The sequence below is a fragment of the Roseburia sp. OM02-15 genome, from assembly GCF_003481835.1.
Classification (GTDB): Bacteria; Bacillota; Clostridia; order Lachnospirales; family Lachnospiraceae; genus Eubacterium_I; species Eubacterium_I ramulus_A.
This window is the reverse complement of sequence record NZ_QULX01000012.1, coordinates 60,680-79,601: the sequence shown is the minus strand read 5'-3', so window position 1 is coordinate 79,601 and position 18,922 is coordinate 60,680. Positions and strand designations below refer to the sequence as shown.

33 protein-coding genes are annotated in these 18,922 nt (G+C 40.8%); 32 read left to right on the top strand and 1 reads right to left on the bottom strand.

The features are described 5' to 3' along the window. The first annotated feature begins 23 nt into the window (after positions 1–23). The 32 genes from rplC to DXB15_RS16970 all read left to right on the top strand — a co-directional run bounded on the left by rplC (position 24) and on the right by DXB15_RS16970 (position 17,119). Entirely contained in the window at positions 24–701 is a 678-nt protein-coding gene (gene rplC, locus DXB15_RS11700; RefSeq protein ID WP_109215998.1) for a 50S ribosomal protein L3, read from the top strand. Between the two features lie 32 nt (positions 702–733). Next, positions 734–1,354 (top strand): 50S ribosomal protein L4, encoded by a 621-nt coding sequence (rplD, locus tag DXB15_RS11695; RefSeq protein WP_021739358.1) that lies wholly within the window; start codon positions 734–736, stop codon positions 1,352–1,354. Then, positions 1,354–1,653: a 50S ribosomal protein L23 gene (gene rplW / locus DXB15_RS11690; RefSeq protein WP_109215999.1), complete on the top strand. Its 300-nt coding sequence runs from the start codon at positions 1,354–1,356 to the stop codon at positions 1,651–1,653. The genes rplD and rplW overlap by 1 nt, the downstream gene beginning before the upstream one ends. Positions 1,654–1,725: 72 nt before the next feature. After that, on the top strand, positions 1,726–2,568 hold the full coding sequence (gene rplB / locus DXB15_RS11685; protein ID WP_109216000.1) for a 50S ribosomal protein L2: 843 nt from the start codon (positions 1,726–1,728) through the stop codon (positions 2,566–2,568). A 10-nt stretch (positions 2,569–2,578) separates the two neighbouring features. Continuing rightward, on the top strand, positions 2,579–2,860 hold the full coding sequence (gene rpsS / locus DXB15_RS11680; protein ID WP_021739355.1) for a 30S ribosomal protein S19: 282 nt from the start codon (positions 2,579–2,581) through the stop codon (positions 2,858–2,860). Between the two features lie 21 nt (positions 2,861–2,881). Beyond that, complete coding sequence (gene rplV / locus DXB15_RS11675; protein WP_021739354.1) at positions 2,882–3,268, top strand: 50S ribosomal protein L22; 387 nt, start codon at positions 2,882–2,884, stop codon at positions 3,266–3,268. A gap of 10 nt (positions 3,269–3,278) precedes the next feature. Then, positions 3,279–3,932: a 30S ribosomal protein S3 gene (gene rpsC, locus DXB15_RS11670; RefSeq protein ID WP_109216001.1), complete on the top strand. Its 654-nt coding sequence runs from the start codon at positions 3,279–3,281 to the stop codon at positions 3,930–3,932. Beyond that, a complete protein-coding gene (gene rplP, locus DXB15_RS11665) occupies positions 3,932–4,357 on the top strand; it encodes a 50S ribosomal protein L16 (protein ID WP_021739352.1) in 426 nt (141 codons plus the stop codon). The genes rpsC and rplP overlap by 1 nt, the downstream gene beginning before the upstream one ends. A 2-nt stretch (positions 4,358–4,359) precedes the next feature. Next, positions 4,360–4,560: a 50S ribosomal protein L29 gene (gene rpmC, locus DXB15_RS11660; protein ID WP_021739351.1), complete on the top strand. Its 201-nt coding sequence runs from the start codon at positions 4,360–4,362 to the stop codon at positions 4,558–4,560. A gap of 37 nt (positions 4,561–4,597) precedes the next feature. Continuing rightward, positions 4,598–4,855, top strand: a complete 258-nt coding sequence (gene rpsQ / locus DXB15_RS11655; RefSeq protein WP_081695246.1) for a 30S ribosomal protein S17 — start codon at positions 4,598–4,600, stop codon at positions 4,853–4,855. A gap of 16 nt (positions 4,856–4,871) precedes the next feature. Continuing rightward, positions 4,872–5,240: a 50S ribosomal protein L14 gene (gene rplN, locus DXB15_RS11650; RefSeq protein ID WP_021739349.1), complete on the top strand. Its 369-nt coding sequence runs from the start codon at positions 4,872–4,874 to the stop codon at positions 5,238–5,240. A gap of 13 nt (positions 5,241–5,253) precedes the next feature. Then, positions 5,254–5,559 (top strand): 50S ribosomal protein L24, encoded by a 306-nt coding sequence (rplX, locus tag DXB15_RS11645; RefSeq protein ID WP_109216002.1) that lies wholly within the window; start codon positions 5,254–5,256, stop codon positions 5,557–5,559. Positions 5,560–5,582: 23 nt separating this feature from the next. Continuing rightward, on the top strand, positions 5,583–6,122 hold the full coding sequence (gene rplE / locus DXB15_RS11640; RefSeq protein ID WP_109216003.1) for a 50S ribosomal protein L5: 540 nt from the start codon (positions 5,583–5,585) through the stop codon (positions 6,120–6,122). 15 nt (positions 6,123–6,137) lie between these two features. Further along, positions 6,138–6,323 (top strand): type Z 30S ribosomal protein S14, encoded by a 186-nt coding sequence (locus DXB15_RS11635; RefSeq protein ID WP_021739346.1) that lies wholly within the window; start codon positions 6,138–6,140, stop codon positions 6,321–6,323. 53 nt (positions 6,324–6,376) lie between these two features. Beyond that, positions 6,377–6,778: a 30S ribosomal protein S8 gene (gene rpsH / locus DXB15_RS11630; RefSeq protein WP_109216004.1), complete on the top strand. Its 402-nt coding sequence runs from the start codon at positions 6,377–6,379 to the stop codon at positions 6,776–6,778. Between the two features lie 333 nt (positions 6,779–7,111). Then, positions 7,112–7,651 (top strand): 50S ribosomal protein L6, encoded by a 540-nt coding sequence (gene rplF, locus DXB15_RS11625; RefSeq protein ID WP_109216005.1) that lies wholly within the window; start codon positions 7,112–7,114, stop codon positions 7,649–7,651. A gap of 18 nt (positions 7,652–7,669) precedes the next feature. After that, positions 7,670–8,038, top strand: coding sequence for a 50S ribosomal protein L18 (gene rplR / locus DXB15_RS11620; RefSeq protein WP_109216006.1), 369 nt, complete (start codon positions 7,670–7,672; stop codon positions 8,036–8,038). Between the two features lie 17 nt (positions 8,039–8,055). Beyond that, positions 8,056–8,565, top strand: coding sequence for a 30S ribosomal protein S5 (gene rpsE / locus DXB15_RS11615; RefSeq protein ID WP_109216007.1), 510 nt, complete (start codon positions 8,056–8,058; stop codon positions 8,563–8,565). Positions 8,566–8,578: 13 nt separating this feature from the next. Then, a complete protein-coding gene (rpmD, locus tag DXB15_RS11610; protein WP_109216008.1) occupies positions 8,579–8,761 on the top strand; it encodes a 50S ribosomal protein L30 in 183 nt (60 codons plus the stop codon). A gap of 18 nt (positions 8,762–8,779) precedes the next feature. Then, positions 8,780–9,220 (top strand): 50S ribosomal protein L15, encoded by a 441-nt coding sequence (rplO, locus tag DXB15_RS11605; protein ID WP_109216009.1) that lies wholly within the window; start codon positions 8,780–8,782, stop codon positions 9,218–9,220. Further along, a complete protein-coding gene (secY, locus tag DXB15_RS11600) occupies positions 9,220–10,536 on the top strand; it encodes a preprotein translocase subunit SecY (RefSeq protein ID WP_109216010.1) in 1,317 nt (438 codons plus the stop codon). Before rplO ends, secY begins: the two co-directional genes overlap by 1 nt. A gap of 139 nt (positions 10,537–10,675) precedes the next feature. Then, complete coding sequence (locus DXB15_RS11595) at positions 10,676–11,320, top strand: adenylate kinase (RefSeq protein ID WP_109216011.1); 645 nt, start codon at positions 10,676–10,678, stop codon at positions 11,318–11,320. A gap of 21 nt (positions 11,321–11,341) precedes the next feature. Continuing rightward, positions 11,342–12,139 (top strand): type I methionyl aminopeptidase, encoded by a 798-nt coding sequence (map, locus tag DXB15_RS11590; protein WP_118703045.1) that lies wholly within the window; start codon positions 11,342–11,344, stop codon positions 12,137–12,139. Beyond that, positions 12,130–12,405, top strand: coding sequence for a KOW domain-containing RNA-binding protein (locus DXB15_RS11585; RefSeq protein WP_118703044.1), 276 nt, complete (start codon positions 12,130–12,132; stop codon positions 12,403–12,405). The genes map and DXB15_RS11585 overlap by 10 nt, the downstream gene beginning before the upstream one ends. Before the next feature lie 14 nt (positions 12,406–12,419). Next, a complete protein-coding gene (gene infA, locus DXB15_RS11580; RefSeq protein ID WP_021739335.1) occupies positions 12,420–12,638 on the top strand; it encodes a translation initiation factor IF-1 in 219 nt (72 codons plus the stop codon). Positions 12,639–12,847: 209 nt separating this feature from the next. Then, positions 12,848–12,961: a 50S ribosomal protein L36 gene (gene rpmJ / locus DXB15_RS11575; protein ID WP_003022746.1), complete on the top strand. Its 114-nt coding sequence runs from the start codon at positions 12,848–12,850 to the stop codon at positions 12,959–12,961. A 354-nt stretch (positions 12,962–13,315) separates the two neighbouring features. Beyond that, positions 13,316–13,684 (top strand): 30S ribosomal protein S13, encoded by a 369-nt coding sequence (gene rpsM / locus DXB15_RS11570; protein ID WP_109216014.1) that lies wholly within the window; start codon positions 13,316–13,318, stop codon positions 13,682–13,684. Positions 13,685–13,766: 82 nt separating this feature from the next. Next, positions 13,767–14,162, top strand: a complete 396-nt coding sequence (gene rpsK, locus DXB15_RS11565; protein ID WP_109216015.1) for a 30S ribosomal protein S11 — start codon at positions 13,767–13,769, stop codon at positions 14,160–14,162. Positions 14,163–14,181: 19 nt separating this feature from the next. Then, complete coding sequence (gene rpsD / locus DXB15_RS11560; protein ID WP_109216016.1) at positions 14,182–14,775, top strand: 30S ribosomal protein S4; 594 nt, start codon at positions 14,182–14,184, stop codon at positions 14,773–14,775. Between the two features lie 128 nt (positions 14,776–14,903). Then, positions 14,904–15,863 (top strand): DNA-directed RNA polymerase subunit alpha, encoded by a 960-nt coding sequence (locus DXB15_RS11555; protein ID WP_109216017.1) that lies wholly within the window; start codon positions 14,904–14,906, stop codon positions 15,861–15,863. Between the two features lie 179 nt (positions 15,864–16,042). After that, complete coding sequence (locus DXB15_RS11550; protein WP_109216018.1) at positions 16,043–16,567, top strand: bL17 family ribosomal protein; 525 nt, start codon at positions 16,043–16,045, stop codon at positions 16,565–16,567. A gap of 378 nt (positions 16,568–16,945) precedes the next feature. Continuing rightward, the gene (locus tag DXB15_RS16970; protein ID WP_158582258.1) at positions 16,946–17,119 is read left to right on the top strand and encodes a hypothetical protein; all 174 of its coding nucleotides are present in this window, start codon (positions 16,946–16,948) and stop codon (positions 17,117–17,119) included. Between the two features lie 206 nt (positions 17,120–17,325). On the opposite strand, the gene DXB15_RS11545 is transcribed toward DXB15_RS16970, so the two are convergent. Continuing rightward, positions 17,326–18,867 carry a phosphomannomutase/phosphoglucomutase gene (locus DXB15_RS11545; protein WP_243115644.1) on the bottom strand — a complete coding sequence of 514 codons (1,542 nt, stop codon included), beginning with the start codon at positions 18,865–18,867 and terminating at the stop codon, positions 17,326–17,328. Positions 18,868–18,922: the final 55 nt, after the last annotated feature.

Genomic DNA, 18,922 nt, shown 5'->3' with positions numbered 1-18,922 from the left:
AGAGTAAACAGGAGGTAAATGAGATGAAGAAAGCTATCTTAGCTACAAAAGTCGGAATGACTCAAATCTTCAACGCAGACGGAGTTTTAGTTCCGGTTACTGTATTACAGGCTGGTCCGTGCTACGTTACACAGATCAAAACTGTTGATAACGATGGATACAGCGCTGTACAGGTTGGTTTTGTTGACAAAAAAGAGAAAGTTGTTACAAAAGATGCCAACGGTAAAAAAGAAATCAAACACAGACATGGTGTTAACAAAGCAGAGAAAGGTCACTTTGACAAAGCTGGCGTATCTGGTAAGAGATTCGTTCGCGAGTTCAAATTTGACAATGCTGAGGAATACAACCTTGCAGATGTGATCAAAGCTGATATCTTCGCTGAAGGCGACAAGATCGATGCAACAGCAATTTCCAAAGGTAAAGGTTTCCAGGGCGCAATTAAGAGATTTGGTCAGCACAGAGGACCTATGGCTCATGGTTCTAAATTCCATCGTCATCAGGGTTCCAACGGCGCTTGTTCTTCTCCGAGTAAAGTATTCAAAGGAAAAGGCATGCCAGGACACATGGGTAGCGTAAAGGTTACAGTTCAGAACCTTGAAGTTGTTCGTGTAGATGCTGAGAACAATTTACTTTTAGTTAAAGGTTCCGTACCAGGACCTAAGAAATCTTTAGTAACAATCAAGGAAACAGTAAAAGCTTAAGTTTTACTTGATTAGGAAAGGAGGACACACAGATGGCTAACGTATCTGTTTATAATATGGAAGGCAACGAAGTGGGCTCCATGGAACTGAATGACGCAGTTTTCGGTGTAGAAGTTAACGAGCATTTAGTACACATGGCAGTTGTACAGCAGCTTGCAAATAATCGTCAGGGAACTCAGAAAGCAAAAACACGTTCTGAAGTTAGCGGCGGTGGAAGAAAACCTTGGAGACAGAAAGGAACCGGTCATGCAAGACAGGGTTCAACAAGAGCTCCGCAGTGGACAGGTGGTGGAGTAGTATTCGCTCCGGTACCGAGAGATTACTCTTTCAAGATCAACAAAAAAGAGAAAAGAGCAGCTTTAAAATCCGCTCTGACATCCAGAGTAGAGGCTCAGAAATTTGTTGTTTTAGATGAGTTAAAATTAGAAGCAATCAAAACAAAAGATTTTGTTAAAGTATTAAATAACTTAAATGTTTCCAAAGCACTGGTTGTTATGGGAGACAAAGATGTTGTTATTGAGAAATCCGCAGCAAATGTACCGGATGTTAAAACAACACAGGCTACACTGTTAAATGTATACGATATCCTGAAATATGATACCGTGATCACAACAAAAGCAGCTGTAGAGAAAATCGAGGAGGTATACGCATAATGGCAAACGTACAGTACTACGATGTAATCCTCAAACCGGTTATTACAGAGAAAAGCATGAATATCATGGCTGAGAAAAAATATACTTTCCTGGTTCATCCGGAAGCTAACAAAGCTATGATCAAAGAAGCTGTTGAGAAAATGTTCGACGGCGTTAAAGTTGCAAAAGTTAACACAATGAATTGCGAAGGCAAAACAAAAAGACGTGGAATGACTTTTGGTAAAACTGCTAAAACAAAAAAAGCTATCGTTCAGTTAACAGAGGATAGCAAAGATATCGAGATCTTCGCAGGTCTGTAAGATATCCACAAAGCAGTAGGCTAGGCACAGTAAAGTGCGATAATAAAACACAGTATTGAAAGGAGATTCATTATGGGAATCAAAACATATAACCCATATACACCTTCCAGAAGAAATATGACTGGTTCTGACTTCTCTGAGATCACAAAGAGCACTCCTGAGAAATCCTTACTGGTTTCCTTAAACAAAAATTCTGGACGTAATAATCAGGGTAAAATCACTGTTAGACACCGCGGAGGCGGAGCTAAGAAAAAATACAGAATCATCGATTTCAAAAGAAATAAAGATGGTATTCCGGCAACTGTTATCGGTATCGAGTACGATCCGAACAGAACAGCTAATATCGCTCTGATCAGCTACGCTGATGGTCAGAAAGCATATATCCTTGCACCGGCAGGACTTACAGATGGTATGAAAGTTATGAACGGACCGGAAGCTGAGGTTCGCGTAGGTAACTGCTTACCGCTGGCAAACATCCCAGTTGGTACACAGGTTCACAATATTGAGTTACATCCGGGTAAAGGCGGACAGCTTGTTCGTTCCGCAGGAATGAGCGCACAGCTTATGGCTAAAGAGGGCAAATATGCTACTTTAAGACTTCCGTCCGGAGAGATGAGAATGGTTCCTATTAATTGCCGTGCAACAGTAGGTGTTATCGGAAACGGTGACCACAGCCTGATCAACATCGGTAAAGCAGGACGTAAACGTCACATGGGTATCCGCCCAACAGTACGTGGTTCTGTTATGAACCCGAATGACCATCCACACGGTGGTGGTGAAGGCAAGACAAGTATCGGTCGTCCAGGTCCATGCACACCTTGGGGCAAACCTGCTCTTGGCTTAAAGACAAGAAAGAAAAACAAACAGTCTAACAAACTTATCGTAAGAAGAAGAGACGGTAAAGCAATCAAATAGGAGGTTTAATATGGCTCGTTCATTAAAAAAAGGACCATTTGCTGATGAAAGCTTACTGAAAAAGATTGATGCTATGAACGCTGCAGGAGACAAACAGGTAATCAAAACCTGGTCCCGCCGTTCCACAATCTTCCCGCAGATGGTTGGACATACAATCGCAGTTCATGATGGAAGAAAACATGTGCCTGTATATGTTACAGAAGATATGGTTGGACACAAACTCGGTGAGTTCGTAGCAACCAGAACATACAGAGGACATGGAAAAGACGAAAAGAAATCTAAAGTAAGATAATTTTGGAAGGAGGTTATATCCATGGCAAAAGGACATAGATCCCAAATTAAAAGAGAGAGAAATGCACAGAAAGATACCAGACCTTCAGCAAAATTATCATATGCTAGAATGTCTGTACAGAAAGCTTGCTTCGTACTGGATGCAATCCGTGGCAAAGATGTAAAAACAGCTTTAGCTATCGTAATGTACAATCCGAGATACGCATCAAGCGTTATTGAAAAATTATTAAAATCAGCAATTGCTAATGCTGAGAACAACAACGGAATGAAAGTTGATGACCTTTATGTAGAAGAGTGCTACGCAAATAAAGGACCTACAATGAAGAGAATTCATCCGAGAGCACAGGGTAGAGCTTACAGAATCGAGAAGAGAATGAGCCACATCACAATCGTGCTTAATGAAAGATAGGAGGTAAAACATGGGACAGAAAGTTAATCCTCATGGCTTGAGAGTCGGTGTTATCAAAGACTGGAGTTCTAAATGGTATGCAGAAGGCAATTTTGCAGATCTCTTAGTTGAAGATTACAATATCAGAAAATTTTTAAAGAAAAAATTATACAGCGCAGGAATCGCTAAAATCGAGATCGAGAGAGCTTCTGACCGCGTTAAAGTTATCGTTTACACAGCTAAACCGGGTGTTGTAATCGGTAAAGGCGGAGCTGAGATCGAGAAAGTGAAAAAAGAGCTTCAGAAATATACAGATAAGAAATTAATCGTAGATATCAAAGAAGTTAAGAGACCGGACAAAGACGCTCAGCTCGTTGCAGAGAACATCGCAGCACAGCTTGAGAACCGTGTATCTTTCCGTCGTGCTATGAAATCCTGCATGGGCAGAAGTATGAAAGCTGGCGTTAAAGGTATCAAAACATCCGTTTCCGGACGTCTTGGTGGAGCAGATATGGCTCGTACAGAGTTCTACAGCGAAGGTACTATTCCGCTTCAGACACTGAGAGCTGATATCGACTACGGTTTCGCAGAAGCAGATACAACCTACGGTAAAGTAGGCGTTAAAGTATGGATCTACAAAGGTGAAGTACTTCCGAAAAAGGCAGTGGAAGGGAGCGATAAATAATGTTAATGCCAAAAAGAGTTAAAAGACGTAAACAGTTCCGTGGCACAATGGCTGGTAAAGCGTTAAGAGGCAATAAGATTACAAACGGTGAATACGGTATCGTTGCTCTCGAGCCATGCTGGATCAAATCTAACCAGATTGAGGCAGCCCGTGTTGCCATGACACGTTACATCAAACGTGGTGGTAAAGTTTGGATCAAAATTTTCCCGGACAAACCAGTAACAGCTAAACCGGCTGAGACACGTATGGGTTCCGGAAAAGGTGCTTTGGAATATTGGGTAGCTGTAGTTAAACCGGGTCGCGTATTATTCGAGATCTCCGGTGTGTCTGAAGAAATCGCTCGTGAAGCGTTAAGACTTGCAACTCACAAATTACCATGCAAGTGCAAAATCGTTTCCCGTGAAGACTTAGAAGGCGGTGAATAAGAATGAAATCTAGTGAATATTTAAAAGAGTTAAGAACACAGAGCGCTGCTCAGTTACAGGAACAGTTAGTAGCTGCAAAAAAAGAACTTTTCAATCTTAGATTCCAGAACGCAACAAATCAGTTGGATAATACTGGAAGAATCAAAGAAGTTAGAAAAAATATTGCCAGAATTCAGACCGTTATCACTGAGAAAGCGGAGTAATTCCCCTGGCGAGTAACCCATGAAAGGAGAACGCATCGTGGAAGAAAGAAATCTTAGAAAAACACGTGTTGGTAAAGTTGTAAGCGACAAGATGGACAAAACAATCGTTGTAGCTATCCAGGATAATGTAAGACATCCTCTTTACAACAAAATCGTGAAAAAAACTTATAAATTAAAAGCTCATGACGAGAACAATGAATGTGGTATCGGTGATACAGTCAGAGTTATGGAAACAAGACCTTTATCTAAAGATAAAAGATGGAGACTTGTAGAGATTATGGAGAAAGCAAAATAAGAAGGAGGCTGCCAGCATGATTCAACAGGAAAGCAGACTTAGAGTAGCTGATAATACAGGAGCAAAAGAGTTACTTTGCATCCGTGTTATGGGCGGTTCTACAAGAAGATATGCTAACATTGGTGATGTTATTGTAGCTACAGTTAAAGATGCAACACCAGGCGGAGTTGTTAAAAAAGGCGACGTTGTGAAAGCTGTAGTTGTTCGTACTAAAAGAGGCGCACGTCGTAAAGACGGTTCCTACATCAAATTTGATGAGAACGCTGCTGTTATCATCAAAGATGACAAAACTCCAAGAGGAACTCGTATTTTTGGACCGGTTGCAAGAGAACTTCGTGAGAAACAGTTCATGAAGATTGTTTCCCTCGCTCCGGAAGTATTATAGGAGGTACCGATTAATGCTGAAAATTAAAAAAGGTGATACAGTTAAAGTAATCGCTGGAAAAGATAAAGACAAAGAAGGCAAAGTAATCGCTGTTAACGCTAAGAAAAACACAGTTACTGTTGAAGGTATCAACATGGTTACAAAACATACAAAACCAAGTATGGCTAACCAGGCAGGTGGTATCGTTCAGCAGGAAGGACCGATCGATATTTCTAACGTTATGTATGTTCATAAAGGAGCAGCTACTCGTGTAGGCTTCAAGATGGACGGCGACAAAAAAGTTCGTTTCGCTAAATCAACTGGCGAAGTGATTGATTAATCAAAGAGAGGAGGTCCATCAAGTTGAGTAGACTGAAAGACACATATCAGAATGAGATCGTAGACGCTATGATCAAAAAATTTGGATATAAAAATATCATGGAAGTGCCGAAACTTGACAAAATTGTTATCAACATGGGTGTTGGTGAGGCAAAAGAGAACGCAAAGATTCTTGAGGCAGCTATGAAAGATCTTGAGATCATTGCAGGTCAGAAACCAATTACAACAAAAGCTAAGAATTCCATCGCTAACTTCAAAATCAGAGAAGGTATGCCGATCGGATGCAAAGTTACTTTAAGAGGCGAGAAAATGTATGAGTTCCTTGATCGTCTTGTAAACCTTGCATTACCGCGTGTACGTGACTTCCGTGGCGTAAACCCGAATGCATTTGACGGCAGAGGTAACTATGCACTTGGTATCAAAGAGCAGTTAATCTTCCCTGAAATTGAGTATGATAAAGTTGACAAAGTAAGAGGTATGGATATCATCTTCGTTACAACAGCTAACACAGATGAAGAAGCACGCGAATTACTGACACAGTTCAACATGCCATTCGCTAAATAACAGGAGGGGACTTTAATGGCTAAGAAATCAATGAAAATCAAACAGCAGCGTACACCGAAATTCTCTACCAGAGCATATACACGCTGCAAAATCTGTGGACGTCCGCATTCTGTATTAAAGAAATATGGTATCTGCAGAGTATGTTTCCGTGAATTAGCTTACAAAGGTGAGATTCCGGGCGTTAAGAAAGCAAGCTGGTAAGATACACTTAACGAAAGCAAGCTGAATGAAAATATTACAGGAGGAAACACAACATGACAATGAGTGATCCAATCGCAGATATGCTTACAAGAATCCGTAATGCAAATACTGCTAAACATGATACAGTAGATATTCCTTCATCCAAAATGAAAAATGCTATCGCAGAGATTTTATTCAACGAAGGATATATTGCAAAATACGAGATCATTGAAGATGGTAATTTCAAAACAATCCGTGTTACACTGAAGTACGGTGCTGATAAAAATGAAAAAATCATCACAGGTATCAAGAGAATCTCCAAACCGGGTCTGCGTGTATATGCAAGCAAAAACGAGATCCCGAAAGTTCTGGGTGGTTTAGGAACAGCAATCCTTTCTACAAACCAGGGCGTTATCACTGACAAAGAAGCTAGAAAACTTCAGGTTGGCGGAGAAGTATTAGCATTTGTATGGTAGGCCGGAAGCCACTTAGCGAAATCAAGCCTTCGGGCGCAGATTGAGGTTAGTGCGAGGTCCTTCTGTGAGATTAGCAAAAGCAAGCCATAGGCGCAGCTTGAGCTTAGCGAACAGAAGATTCCCGTGGAAATGTTCAGGAGCCAGAATATGGCTTCTGACAAACATCCTTAATTTCTCGATGAGAGAGTTAAGAGACTGCTTTACAGACAATGCTGTAAGGTGGTAAAATCTATAAACGATCCAAAAGTATAATTCCACTGCAAAGGTGGAACATACTGTGTAACAATGCATGTCGGCAGATGTCGACCAATACAGAATATAGGAGGTACGGGCATGTCACGTATAGGAAGAATGCCAATCGCGATTCCGGACGGAGTAACCGTAACAATCGCAGAAAATAATCAGGTGACTGTAAAAGGTCCTAAAGGAACACTTGAGAGAGTGTTACCTGCAGAGATGGATATCAAACAGGAAGGTTCTGAGATCATTGTAACCAGACCAAATGATTTAAAGAAAATGAAATCTTTACATGGTTTAACAAGAACTCTGATCCACAACATGGTAATCGGTGTAACAGCTGGTTACGAGAAAACACTGGAAGTTAACGGTGTTGGTTACAGAGCATCCAAATCTGGAAACAAACTGACATTAAACCTTGGATATTCTCATCCGGTAGAGATGATTGATCCAGAAGGCTTAGAGGCAGTTGTTGATGGAAACAAAATCATTGTAAAAGGTATCGATAAAGAAAAAGTTGGCCAGTACGCAGCAGAAATCAGAGATAAGAGAAGACCTGAGCCTTACAAAGGAAAAGGTATCAAATATGCTGATGAAGTTATCAGACGTAAAGTTGGTAAGACTGGTAAGAAATAATTGGAGGTGTGACAGGTAATGGTTAGTAAGAAATCAAGAACAGAAGTTCGCGTTAAAAAGCACAGAAGAGTGCGTAATCATTTAGCAGGTACTGCTGAAAGACCACGTTTAGCTGTTTTTAGAAGCAATAATCATATGTACGCCCAGATTATTGATGATACAGTTGGAAACACAATTTGTGCAGCTTCTACAATGGATAAAGACATTAAAGCAGCTTGCGAGAAAACAAATAACGTAGATGCAGCAGTTCAGGTTGGTACAGCAATCGCTAAGAAAGCACTTGAGAAAGGAATCACAACTGTAGTATTTGACAGAGGCGGTTTCATTTATCAGGGTAAAGTTCAGGCATTAGCAGACGCAGCACGTGAAGCTGGATTAAACTTTTAACAAGGAGGAAACAATACATGAAACGTACAATCATTGATCCCAGCCAGTTGGAATTAAATGAAAAAGTGGTATCAATTAAACGTGTAACCAAAGTTGTTAAAGGTGGACGTAACATGCGTTTTACAGCTTTAGTCGTAGTCGGCGATGGCAACGGTCATGTTGGTGCAGGTTTAGGAAAAGCAGCTGAAATTCCGGAAGCAATCCGCAAAGGAAAAGAAGATGCAATGAAGAAACTCATCGAGGTTAAATTAGACGCAAACAACAGTATTACACATGATACAACTGGTAAACATACAGGTGCATCTGTATTATTAAAAAGATCTCCGGAAGGTACTGGAGTTATCGCTGGTGGCCCGGCACGTAACGTGTGCGAGCTCGCTGGTATCAAAAACATCCGTACAAAATCTCTGGGATCCAATAACAAGCAGAACGTTGTACTTGCTACAATCAATGCGCTCAGCCAGTTAAAATCCCCGGAAGAAGTAGCTAGACTTCGCGGTAAATCCGTAGAAGAGATCCTGGGTTAAGGAGGGATATAAGATGGCAGATAAATTAAAAATCACACTTGTGAAATCTACAATCGGTGCAGTTCCGAAACATGTTAAAACAGTAGAAGCTTTAGGTTTAAAGAAACTTAACAAAACTGTTGAAATGCCGGATAACGCAGCAGTTCGTGGTATGATTCAGCAGGTTAGACATTTAGTAAAAGTAGAAGAAATCTAATAGTAAGGAGGTGCCACGATGGATTTATCAAACTTAAGACCGGCAGAAGGTTCAAAACACAGCGATAACTTCAGAAGAGGCCGTGGACACGGTTCAGGAAATGGTAAGACAGCAGGTAAAGGCCATAAAGGACAGAAAGCTCGTTCCGGAGCTCCAAGACCAGGCTTTGAAGGTGGTCAGATGCCATTATACAGAAGAATCCCGAAAAGAGGATTCACTTGCAGAAACTCCAAAGAGATCGTTTCTGTAAACGTATCTGCTCTTGAGAGATTTGAGAATGATACAGTTGTAACTGTAGACACTCTGATCGAGGCAGGACTTGTTAAAAACCCGAGAGATGGTGTTAAAATCCTTGGAAACGGAGAACTGACAAAGAAACTTACAGTTCAGGCAAACGCTTTCAGTGCATCAGCAAAAGAAAAAATTGAGGCACTTGGCGGAAATGCAGAGGTGATCTAATGCTTGAAACAGTCCGTAACGCATTTAAGCTCAAGGAAATCAGAAGCCGTATCATTTATACCCTGCTCATGTTAGTAGTGGTACGAATCGGTACGCAGCTTCCGGTTCCGGGAGTTAATGGAAGCTATTTCTCAGAATGGTTTTCTGGCAATTCAGGCAGCGCTTTCGGATTTTTTGATGCAATTACCGGCGGTTCTTTCGAGAAGATGTCGGTATTTGCATTGAATATTACTCCATATATTACGTCTTCTATTATTATCCAGCTTCTGACCATTGCGATTCCAAAACTGGAAGAGCTTCAGAAAGACGGTGAAGAAGGTCGTAAGAAGATGACTGCAATTACACGTTATCTGACAGTAGCACTTGCATTAATGGAATCTCTTGCTATGGCAATCGGATTCGGCAGAAGTGGACTTCTGATCAAATTTAATGCTCTGAATGTTATTACAGCTGTCGTAACATTGACTGCAGGATCTACCGTAATCATGTGGATCGGTGAGAGAATTACAGAGAATGGTGTAGGAAACGGTATCTCTATCGTACTTACAATCAACATTATCTCAAGAATCCCACAGGATCTTACATTATTATTTGAACAGTTTGTAAAGGGAAAAGAAATTGCATTCCAGGTACTGAATTTGGCAATTATTATTGCAATTATCATTATAGTAACAGTCTTAACTGTCGCTTTACAGGGAGCTGAGCGGAGAATTCCGGTACAGTATTCCAGAAAAGTACAGGGAAGAAAACAGGTTGGTGGACAGACATCTCATATTCCGTTAAAGGTAAATACTGCAGGTGTTATTCCAATCATCTTTGCACAGTCATTATTCATGTTCCCACTGATCATCATGCAGCTGCTTGGTAAATCTGGTGGAAACGGAATTGGCGGTACAATTCTTAAAATGTTAAATCAGTCCAATTGGTGTGATTTCAATGAACCGATATACTCTATAGGATTAATTGTATATATTGCATTAGTTATTGCTTTTGCATATTTCTATACATCCATTACATTTAATCCGTTGGAAATTGCAGACAATATGAAAAAACAGGGAGGCTTTATCCCGGGTATCCGTCCAGGTAAGCCAACCAGTGAATATCTGACAAAGATCTTAAACTACATCATTTTTATCGGTGCCGTAGGTCTGGTAATTGTTGCAGTTATTCCGATCTTCTTTGAGGGAGCATTCAATGCATCAATTTCATTTGGTGGAACATCTCTGATCATCATCGTTGGTGTTATCATTGAGACATTAAAACAGATTGAGTCCCGTATGCTGGTTCGGAATTATAAAGGATTTTTAAATGATTAATGTACTGTTGGAGATACTTGAAATTACAGGTATCTCCTATTGTGCTTTATAAATGTTTTTTAGTATTTTCAAAACGAAGCAAATCCTGTACAATAGAGAGAGCAGTAAGGGAAAGGCTCATATCGGAGGAGGAAGAACAATGAAAATAATTATGTTAGGGGCACCAGGTGCCGGCAAAGGAACTCAGGCAAAGAAGATTTCAGATAAGTTTGCCATTCCACACATTTCAACAGGAGATATTTTCCGTGCCAATATTAAAAATGATACAGAGCTTGGAAAGAAAGCCAAAACATATATGGATCAGGGACTGTTAGTTCCGGATGAACTGACCTGTGATCTTGTTGTAGACCGTATTTCAGAAGATGACTGCAAAAACGGATTCATTCTGGATGGTTTTCCAAGAACAATCCCGCAGGCAGAGTGCCTGACAGAAGCATTGAATGCACGTAATGAGAAAATGGATTACGCCATCAATGTAGATGTGCCGGATGAAAATATCATCAGCAGAATGTCTGGCAGAAGAGCATGCTTAAACTGTGGTGCAACATATCATATTGTAAATATTCCGACCAAGAAACCGGGAATTTGCGACCGTTGTGGAGAGCCGGTTGTACTTCGTGATGATGATCAGCCAGAGACAGTAAAAAAACGTCTGGATGTATATCATGCACAGACAAAACCTCTGATCGATTACTATGGCGATCAAGGTATCTTGAAAACAGTAGACGGCACTCAGCCGATGGAGACTGTTTTTGAAGAAATCGTGAAAATGTTAGAAGCTTAATGCTCCAGAATGGAGGAAAACATGTCAGTAACTATTAAATCTGAACGTGAAATTGAGTTGATCCGCAAGTCTTGCCATATCATTGCCAAGATTCATCAGGATCTTGGTAAAGAGCTGAAAGCAGGAATGTCCACTCTGGAAGTAGACAGCATGGCAGAAGATATGATCCGAAGCTATGGCTGCGTACCGAACTTTAAAAATTATGGTGGCTTTCCGGGTTCCGTGTGTGTATCCATCAACAATGAGGTAGTACACGGTATTCCATCAGCAAAAAGAATCATTCAGGACGGTGATATTGTAAGTCTTGATATGGGTTGCATCTACAAAGGTTATCATTCTGATGCAGCAAGAACCCATGCAATCGGTGAGGTTTCAGAAGAAGCCAGATTACTGATCGAACGTACAAGACAGAGCTTTTTTGAAGGTATTAAGTATGCGAAAGCAGGAAATCATCTTCATCAGATTTCCAATGCAATTGGTGCATACTGTGAGAAATTTGGTTATGGCGTTGTAAGAGATCTGGTAGGTCACGGTGTAGGCTGTGAGCTGCATGAAGATCCACAGATTCCGAATTTTACTCAGAAAAGCAGAGGTATCCGTCTGCGTCCGGGTATGACATTAGCAATTGAACCAATGGTCAATGCAGGTCGTTATGATGTGGAGTGGACCGACGACGACTGGACAGTTATCACAGAAGATGGTTCTCTTTCAGCTCATTATGAGAATACAATTCTGATCACAGACGGCGAGCCGGAGATTCTGACACTGACAGAGGATGAGCGTGTTCTGATGCAGAATGGAGGACTGGGATGCGAGTAGAACTGGCATTGTCACTGGCAGGACACGATAAAGGGCATTACTATGTCATTTTGCGTGAAGAAGGAGATTTTGTCTATGTAGCAGATGGCATTCTGAAGCTGTGTGAACAGCCGAAGAAAAAGAACTGCAGACATATTCAACGGATTAAAAGACTGCCGGCAGAGGTGACAGAACTTCTTTTAAATCAGGAAGATCGAAACGATCTGAATGTAAAGCGGGCACTGAAACTGTATCAACAGCGTATCCAAAATACAGTAGAACAATAACAGGAGGCAAATCAATGTCAAAAGCAGATGTAATTGAAATGACCGGAACAGTTGTAGAGAAACTTCCGAATGCGATGTTTCAGGTAGAATTAGAGAATGGTCATCAGGTACTTGCTCATATCAGCGGTAAATTACGTACAAACTTTATTCGTATTTTACCGGGAGATCAGGTTAAAGTAGCACTTTCACCGTATGATCTGACAAAAGGCAGAATTACCTGGAGAGATAAATAGAACACGGAACTTGTAAGTATTTGTTTTTATACAAAAAGAGTATAAAAAACTTAAAAAACATGTTGCAATAAGGAATACTCCATGCTATAATACCCAATGACGCTTTTGGAGAACCAAGGGAATATTATGTATATTGCCTGGCTTCTATTCACAAAACGAAAAGGCTTTATAGTATGGAGTTTTTTTGTTTAAGGAAAGGAGGATTTGCTGTGAAGGTAAGATCATCAGTTAAACCTATTTGCGAAAAATGCAAAGTAATTAAAAGAAAAGGAAGCATCAGAATTATCTGTGAAAATCCGAAGCACAAACAGAGACAGGGTTAATCATTCTTTAAATAGATGATGAGAGCAGGTTGGAGACAACGCGAAACTGCTAATCCGTTCCTCCATGGAGCACTCTGCCACAGAGTACCAATTTGGAACAGGATCTGTTTGAATCAGAAGGGATTACAGCGTCTCCTGAAATTTTCCGGATGTGCGGCTGCAGCAAGATTCCCTCTGAATTTTGCTGTTCATGGCGGAAGATAAAATGACACTGTAATGTTTCTATATTATAGAAACATTTATGAACAGCTGATACAGGTTGTGCACACATTTCAGGCCGGGTAATCCGGAGCTGCATAAAATGTATCGGAATGTAACTAAGAAAACGAAATCATTATGGAGGTGTAAACACACATGGCTCGTATCGCAGGTGTAGATTTACCAAGAGAAAAACGTGTAGAGATTGGCTTGACTTATATTTATGGTATTGGCGTTGCAAGTTCCAATCGTATTCTTGCAGAAGCAAAAGTTGATCCTAATATCCGCTGCAAAGACTTAACAGATGATGATGTTAAGAAAATCAGTGCAGTAATTGATGAGTCTCAGACAGTAGAAGGTGACTTAAGAAGAGAAGTTGCTATGAACATCAAGAGACTTCAGGAGATTGGATGCTATCGTGGTATCCGTCACAGAAAAGGACTTCCGGTTCGTGGTCAGAAAACAAAGACCAACGCTAGAACAAGAAAAGGTCCGAAGAGAACAGTAGCAAACAAGAAAAAATAATGCATTGAGATAGAGAGGTCGTCCATGGGACAGACCGCAATGCATTTTGACAAAAATCTGTAGAAAGTAGGTTAGTTTAATTATGGCTAAGAAAGTTACAAAGAAAGTGACTAAAAAGCGTGTAAAGAAAAACGTTGAACGTGGACAGGCACATATTCAGTCTTCTTTCAATAATACAATCGTTACATTGACAGACGCTGAAGGCAATGCTTTATCATGGGCAAGTGCCGGTGGTCTTGGATTTAGAGGTTCAAGAAAATCTACTCCTTATGCTGCACAGATGGCAGCAGAGACTGCTACAAAAGCAGCGCTCATTCATGGTCTTAAAACAGTAGACGTATTCGTAAAAGGACCGGGTTCAGGAAGAGAAGCAGCTATCCGTGCTCTTTCCGCAAGCGGCCTTGAAGTAACAAGTATCACAGACGTTACTCCGGTACCTCACAACGGTTGTCGTCCGCCAAAACGTAGAAGAGTCTAATTAGGAGGTGTAGTCTGAGATGGCAGTAAATAGAGTACCTGTTCTTAAAAGATGCAGATCCCTTGGTATGGATCCGATTTATTTAGGAATTGATAAAAAATCAAATAGACAGTCAAAAAGAGCAAACAAGAAGATCTCTGAGTATGGTCTTCAGTTAAGAGAAAAACAGAAAGCAAAATTCATCTACGGAGTTCTGGAGAAACCTTTCCACAACTACTATGAGAAAGCTGATAGAATGAAAGGCATGACAGGTGCAAACCTCATGACAATTCTTGAGAGCAGACTTGACAACGTAGTATTCCGTCTTGGATTAGCTAGAACAAGAAAAGAAGCTAGACAGATCGTTGATCACAAGCATGTATTAGTAAACGGCAAATGCGTAAACATTCCGTCTTACTTAGTAAAAGCTGGTGACACAATCGAAATCAAAGAGAACGCTAAAAGCTCTCAGAGATATAAAGATATCCTTGAGGTAACAGCAGGCCGTCTCGTTCCGGAATGGCTTGATGTTGATCAGGAGAACCTGAAAGGCGAAGTAAAAGAGTTACCGACACGCGAGATGATCGATGTACCGGTAGACGAGATGCTTATCGTCGAGTTATATTCTAAATAATCATGTAGGCAACGAGCAGTGCCGAATTTGCACAAAAATCAGACGCTTCATGGCATCATGCAGGCGGATGATTTTTGTGTCTTAAAATAAAAGCACTGATTAGTATAAAATTTAAGGAGGGACGTACAGTGTTCGATTTTGAAAAACCAAAAATTGAGATTGCTGAAATTTCAGAAGACAAAAAGTATGGCAAATTTGTCGTAGAGCCGCTCGAAAGAGGTTACGGCATTACTCTTGGTAATTCCCTGAGAAGAATCATGCTTTCTTCATTGCCGGGAGCAGCAGTTAGTCAGGTAAAGATTGATGGTGTTTTACATGAGTTCAGCTCAATCCCAGGTGTTAAAGAGGATGTTACTGAGATCATCATGAACATCAAAAATTTGGCTTTAAAGAATACCAGTCCAACAAATGAATCTAAAGTTGCTTACATTGAATTTGAAGGTGAAGGCGTTGTTACTGCAGCTGATATCCAGGCTGATCCGGATATCCAGATCATGAATCCGGATCTTGTAATTGCTCACTTAAACGGTGGGGTAGATTCCAAGTTATACATGGAACTGACAATTACAAAAGGACGTGGATATGTAAGCTCAGATAAAAACAAAGGCGAAGATGTACCGATCGGCGTTATCGCTGTAGATGCAATCTACACACCAGTTGATCGTGTAAACCTGACAATTCAGAATACACGTGTAGGTCAGATCACTGACTATGATAAACTTACATTAGATGTTCATACAAACGGAACACTTGAGCCGGATGAGGCTGTCAGCCTTGCAGCAAAAGTATTAAGCGAGCATCTGAATCTCTTCATCGACCTGTCTGAGAATGCTAAGACAGCAGAAGTCATGATCGAGAAAGAAGACAACGCAAAAGAGAAAGTTCTGGAAATGAACATTGATGAGCTTGAATTATCCGTTCGTTCTTACAACTGCCTGAAGAGAGCAGGAATCAACACTGTTGAAGAGTTGACAAACAGAACACCGGAAGACATGATGAAAGTTCGTAATCTTGGACGCAAGTCTTTAGAAGAAGTACTGGCAAAATTAAAAGAGTTAGGCTTACAGCTCAATCAGGGCGAAGAGTAATTCTTTTATATAACTCATTAAGCGGCAGAGGATATAAGACCGATGTGCGTTAATCTGTCGTCATTCATGAGTGGAGGAATATCAACAGGGCAGACAACAAAACGTCTCCCCGCATCACATTCGGTATCTAAGTCCAAAGAGCGTTGCCGGATGAACCACAATAATGGAGGGCTATTAAAATGGCAAAATATCGTAAATTAGGAAGAACATCTTCCCAGAGAAAAGCATTAATCAGAAGTCAGGTAACTGCATTACTTCACAACGGAAGAATCATCACTACAGAGGCTAGAGCAAAAGAAGTTCGTAAAGTCGCTGAAGGTCTGATCGCATCTGCAGTAAAAGAGTGCGATAACTTCGAAGAAGTTACTGTAAAAGCTAAAGTTGCTCGTAAAGACAGCGAAGGCAAGAGAGTAAAAGAAGTTGTAGATGGTAAAAAAGTTACTGTTTATGATGAAGTTGAGAAAACAATCAAGAAAGATATGCCGTCCCGTCTTCATGCAAGAAGAGAGATGCTGAAAGTTCTTTACCCTGTAACAGAGACAGGCGCAAAGAAAAAAGATACTAAAGAAGTTGATTTAGTAGATAAATTATTTACAGAGATCGCACCAAAATACAAAGATCGTAACGGTGGATACACAAGAATCGTTAAAATCGGTCTTCGTAAAGGTGACGGAGCAATGGAAGTTGTTCTTGAGTTAGTATAAGATTTACAGAGTACTTCATGGAGTCATACGAAAAGAAATTTTCGTATGACTTCTTTTTTTTGTGCAATTTAAAAATATTTTGCATGGAAGTTTGCATAAAAACCTTGTTAATAAATTGTTGATGATCCACAGTACTTGTGCACCATGCTACGAAAGACCATTCAAATGTCTTCATAAAGTATGCGGATTGCACATTTCCAATTGGTAACAAGTGATCGAAATAATACATTAATAAGTTTTTGTTATTATAAGGTAGCTTTTTTCTATTGGAAATGTATTAAATCATATTGTATTATAAGCATGTGCTTGAGAAAGTACAAAACATAGGGAATAAATAATTAATAAAGGGAATAATTGGAAAGAACGGAGGGAATTCATATGAGAAGTACGGAAAACAAAAAAGTAACTGTTACAGCTGCAGACAGCAAATATCGTTGTAACTTATGTGGACACCTTACAAACAATTTTGACCGTCGTTGCCCACAGTGCGGAACAGTGATTTCTGTTTATACAGCAACAGACGTAACCTTTGATGCTACTTCATACCGATAAGAAGCAGCACAACAAATTAGTAATTTTCAAATACCAACATAAATACCAAACCTTCATGTTCGTGTAGAAGGGAAGCTACACGATTAAAACCTAACTCTTTATATACTTTGTCCGAAGTATGAAACAGAAAAAAGAAGCGGAACGAACCGCTTCTTTTTTTGTGCAATTTATATGCAATATTTTTGTACACTTATACTATTCCTTTATTACAGTGCGGACAGGTCAAGTTTGTCAAAATCTTCCACCAGACTCTGTGCAATCCCTGTGATGATCTCCAGATCACGTACTGTCTGTCCTTCCAGATTTAAAACCATAACCGGATCATGCAGAGAGGCTCTCAGAAGCATCCAGCCGGTACATACACCAGAGAAGCGGATTCTTACACCTTCATAGGCAGTTGGAAGCTCAAAGCCGGACTCAGAAGCTCTGGTCTTGAACTCTGCCAGTACACGGGAGCCATAGCTGTGGAAATCCTCTGTAAGAATCGGAAAACGTACTTCACGGTCGGCATATTCGGTGCTGAGACCGGAAATGAAATGATCAATAGTTTTTCCTTCACGTTTCGCTTTAGCGACGGCAATCACCAGTTTGACAGCCAGATAAGCGCCGTCATCCAGATAATAATTCTCTTTCAGGCAGCCGTGACCGGAAGTCTCCATAGCCAGTGGGCTTACAATGCCTTTGGCATTGAGTTCCTTACATTTGTTGATTACATTTTTGTAACCGCGCATATAAGGCAGATGCTTCAGACCAAGCTGATTTTCAAGAAAGTCAGTCAGACGGTCGGAAGTAACGGAATCCGTGATAATGGTGCTGCCCGGATAATCCGGCGCCAGAATAGCTGCAATCATGGCGATAATGGAATCACGGTTGATCGGTGTGCCATCGGACAATACAGCAGACATACGATCTACATCCGTATCAAAGATCAGACCAAGGTCAGCACCAGCAGCAACGGTTGCGTCACAGATGGCTTTCATAGCGTCTTTGTTTTCCGGGTTTGGAATATGATTTGGGAACATACCGTCCGGATCAAGGAAATTGCTTCCGATTGTGTCTGCACCCAGTTCATTTAATACTTCATTTACAAAGAATCCACCGGCACCGTTTCCGGCGTCTACAACAATCTTTAATCCTTTTAATGGTTCGTCATAATTTTCGGCATTTACGCCATCACAGATCTTCATACACAGATTTGCACTGTAAAGTGAGATCAGTTCAAACTCTGTCAGACGGTTGCAGTCTGTCGGCAATGGTCTGGTCAGTGTGTCTGATGATACCTGCTCTGCCAGTCCTGCGGCAATTTCAAGAATGGCAGTAATATCATCGTGCTCCAGTCCGCCGTCTTTGTCAAAAAATTTCAGTCCGTTTCTGTTAAACGGAAGATGGCTTGCTGTGATCATGCAGGCACCATCGTACCGGGTTTCCGGATATACGATGGACATGAACATGGCAGGTGTGGAAGCCATGCCACAGTCGGATACGTAGATGCCCTCGTCTAACATACCCATCATAGCCTGCTTTTTCAGCTCAGGACCGGTGATTCTGGAGTCTGTACCGATACCGATGATACATTCGTCCGGCTTGATATTTTTCTTTTTCAGAAGCCAGATGGAGAATGCACGACCGATCAGGTACGCTGCCTCGGAAGTCAGTGTGACATGCTCATTTTCGATGCCTTCACACGCGATGCCCCTTACATCGCTGCCGTTCTGCAACTTCAGTAATTCAGTTTTACTCATTGACATAAAATGATTTGCTCCTTTTTATTCTTTTTCAGATTGATTATAATTCAGTCGCGTA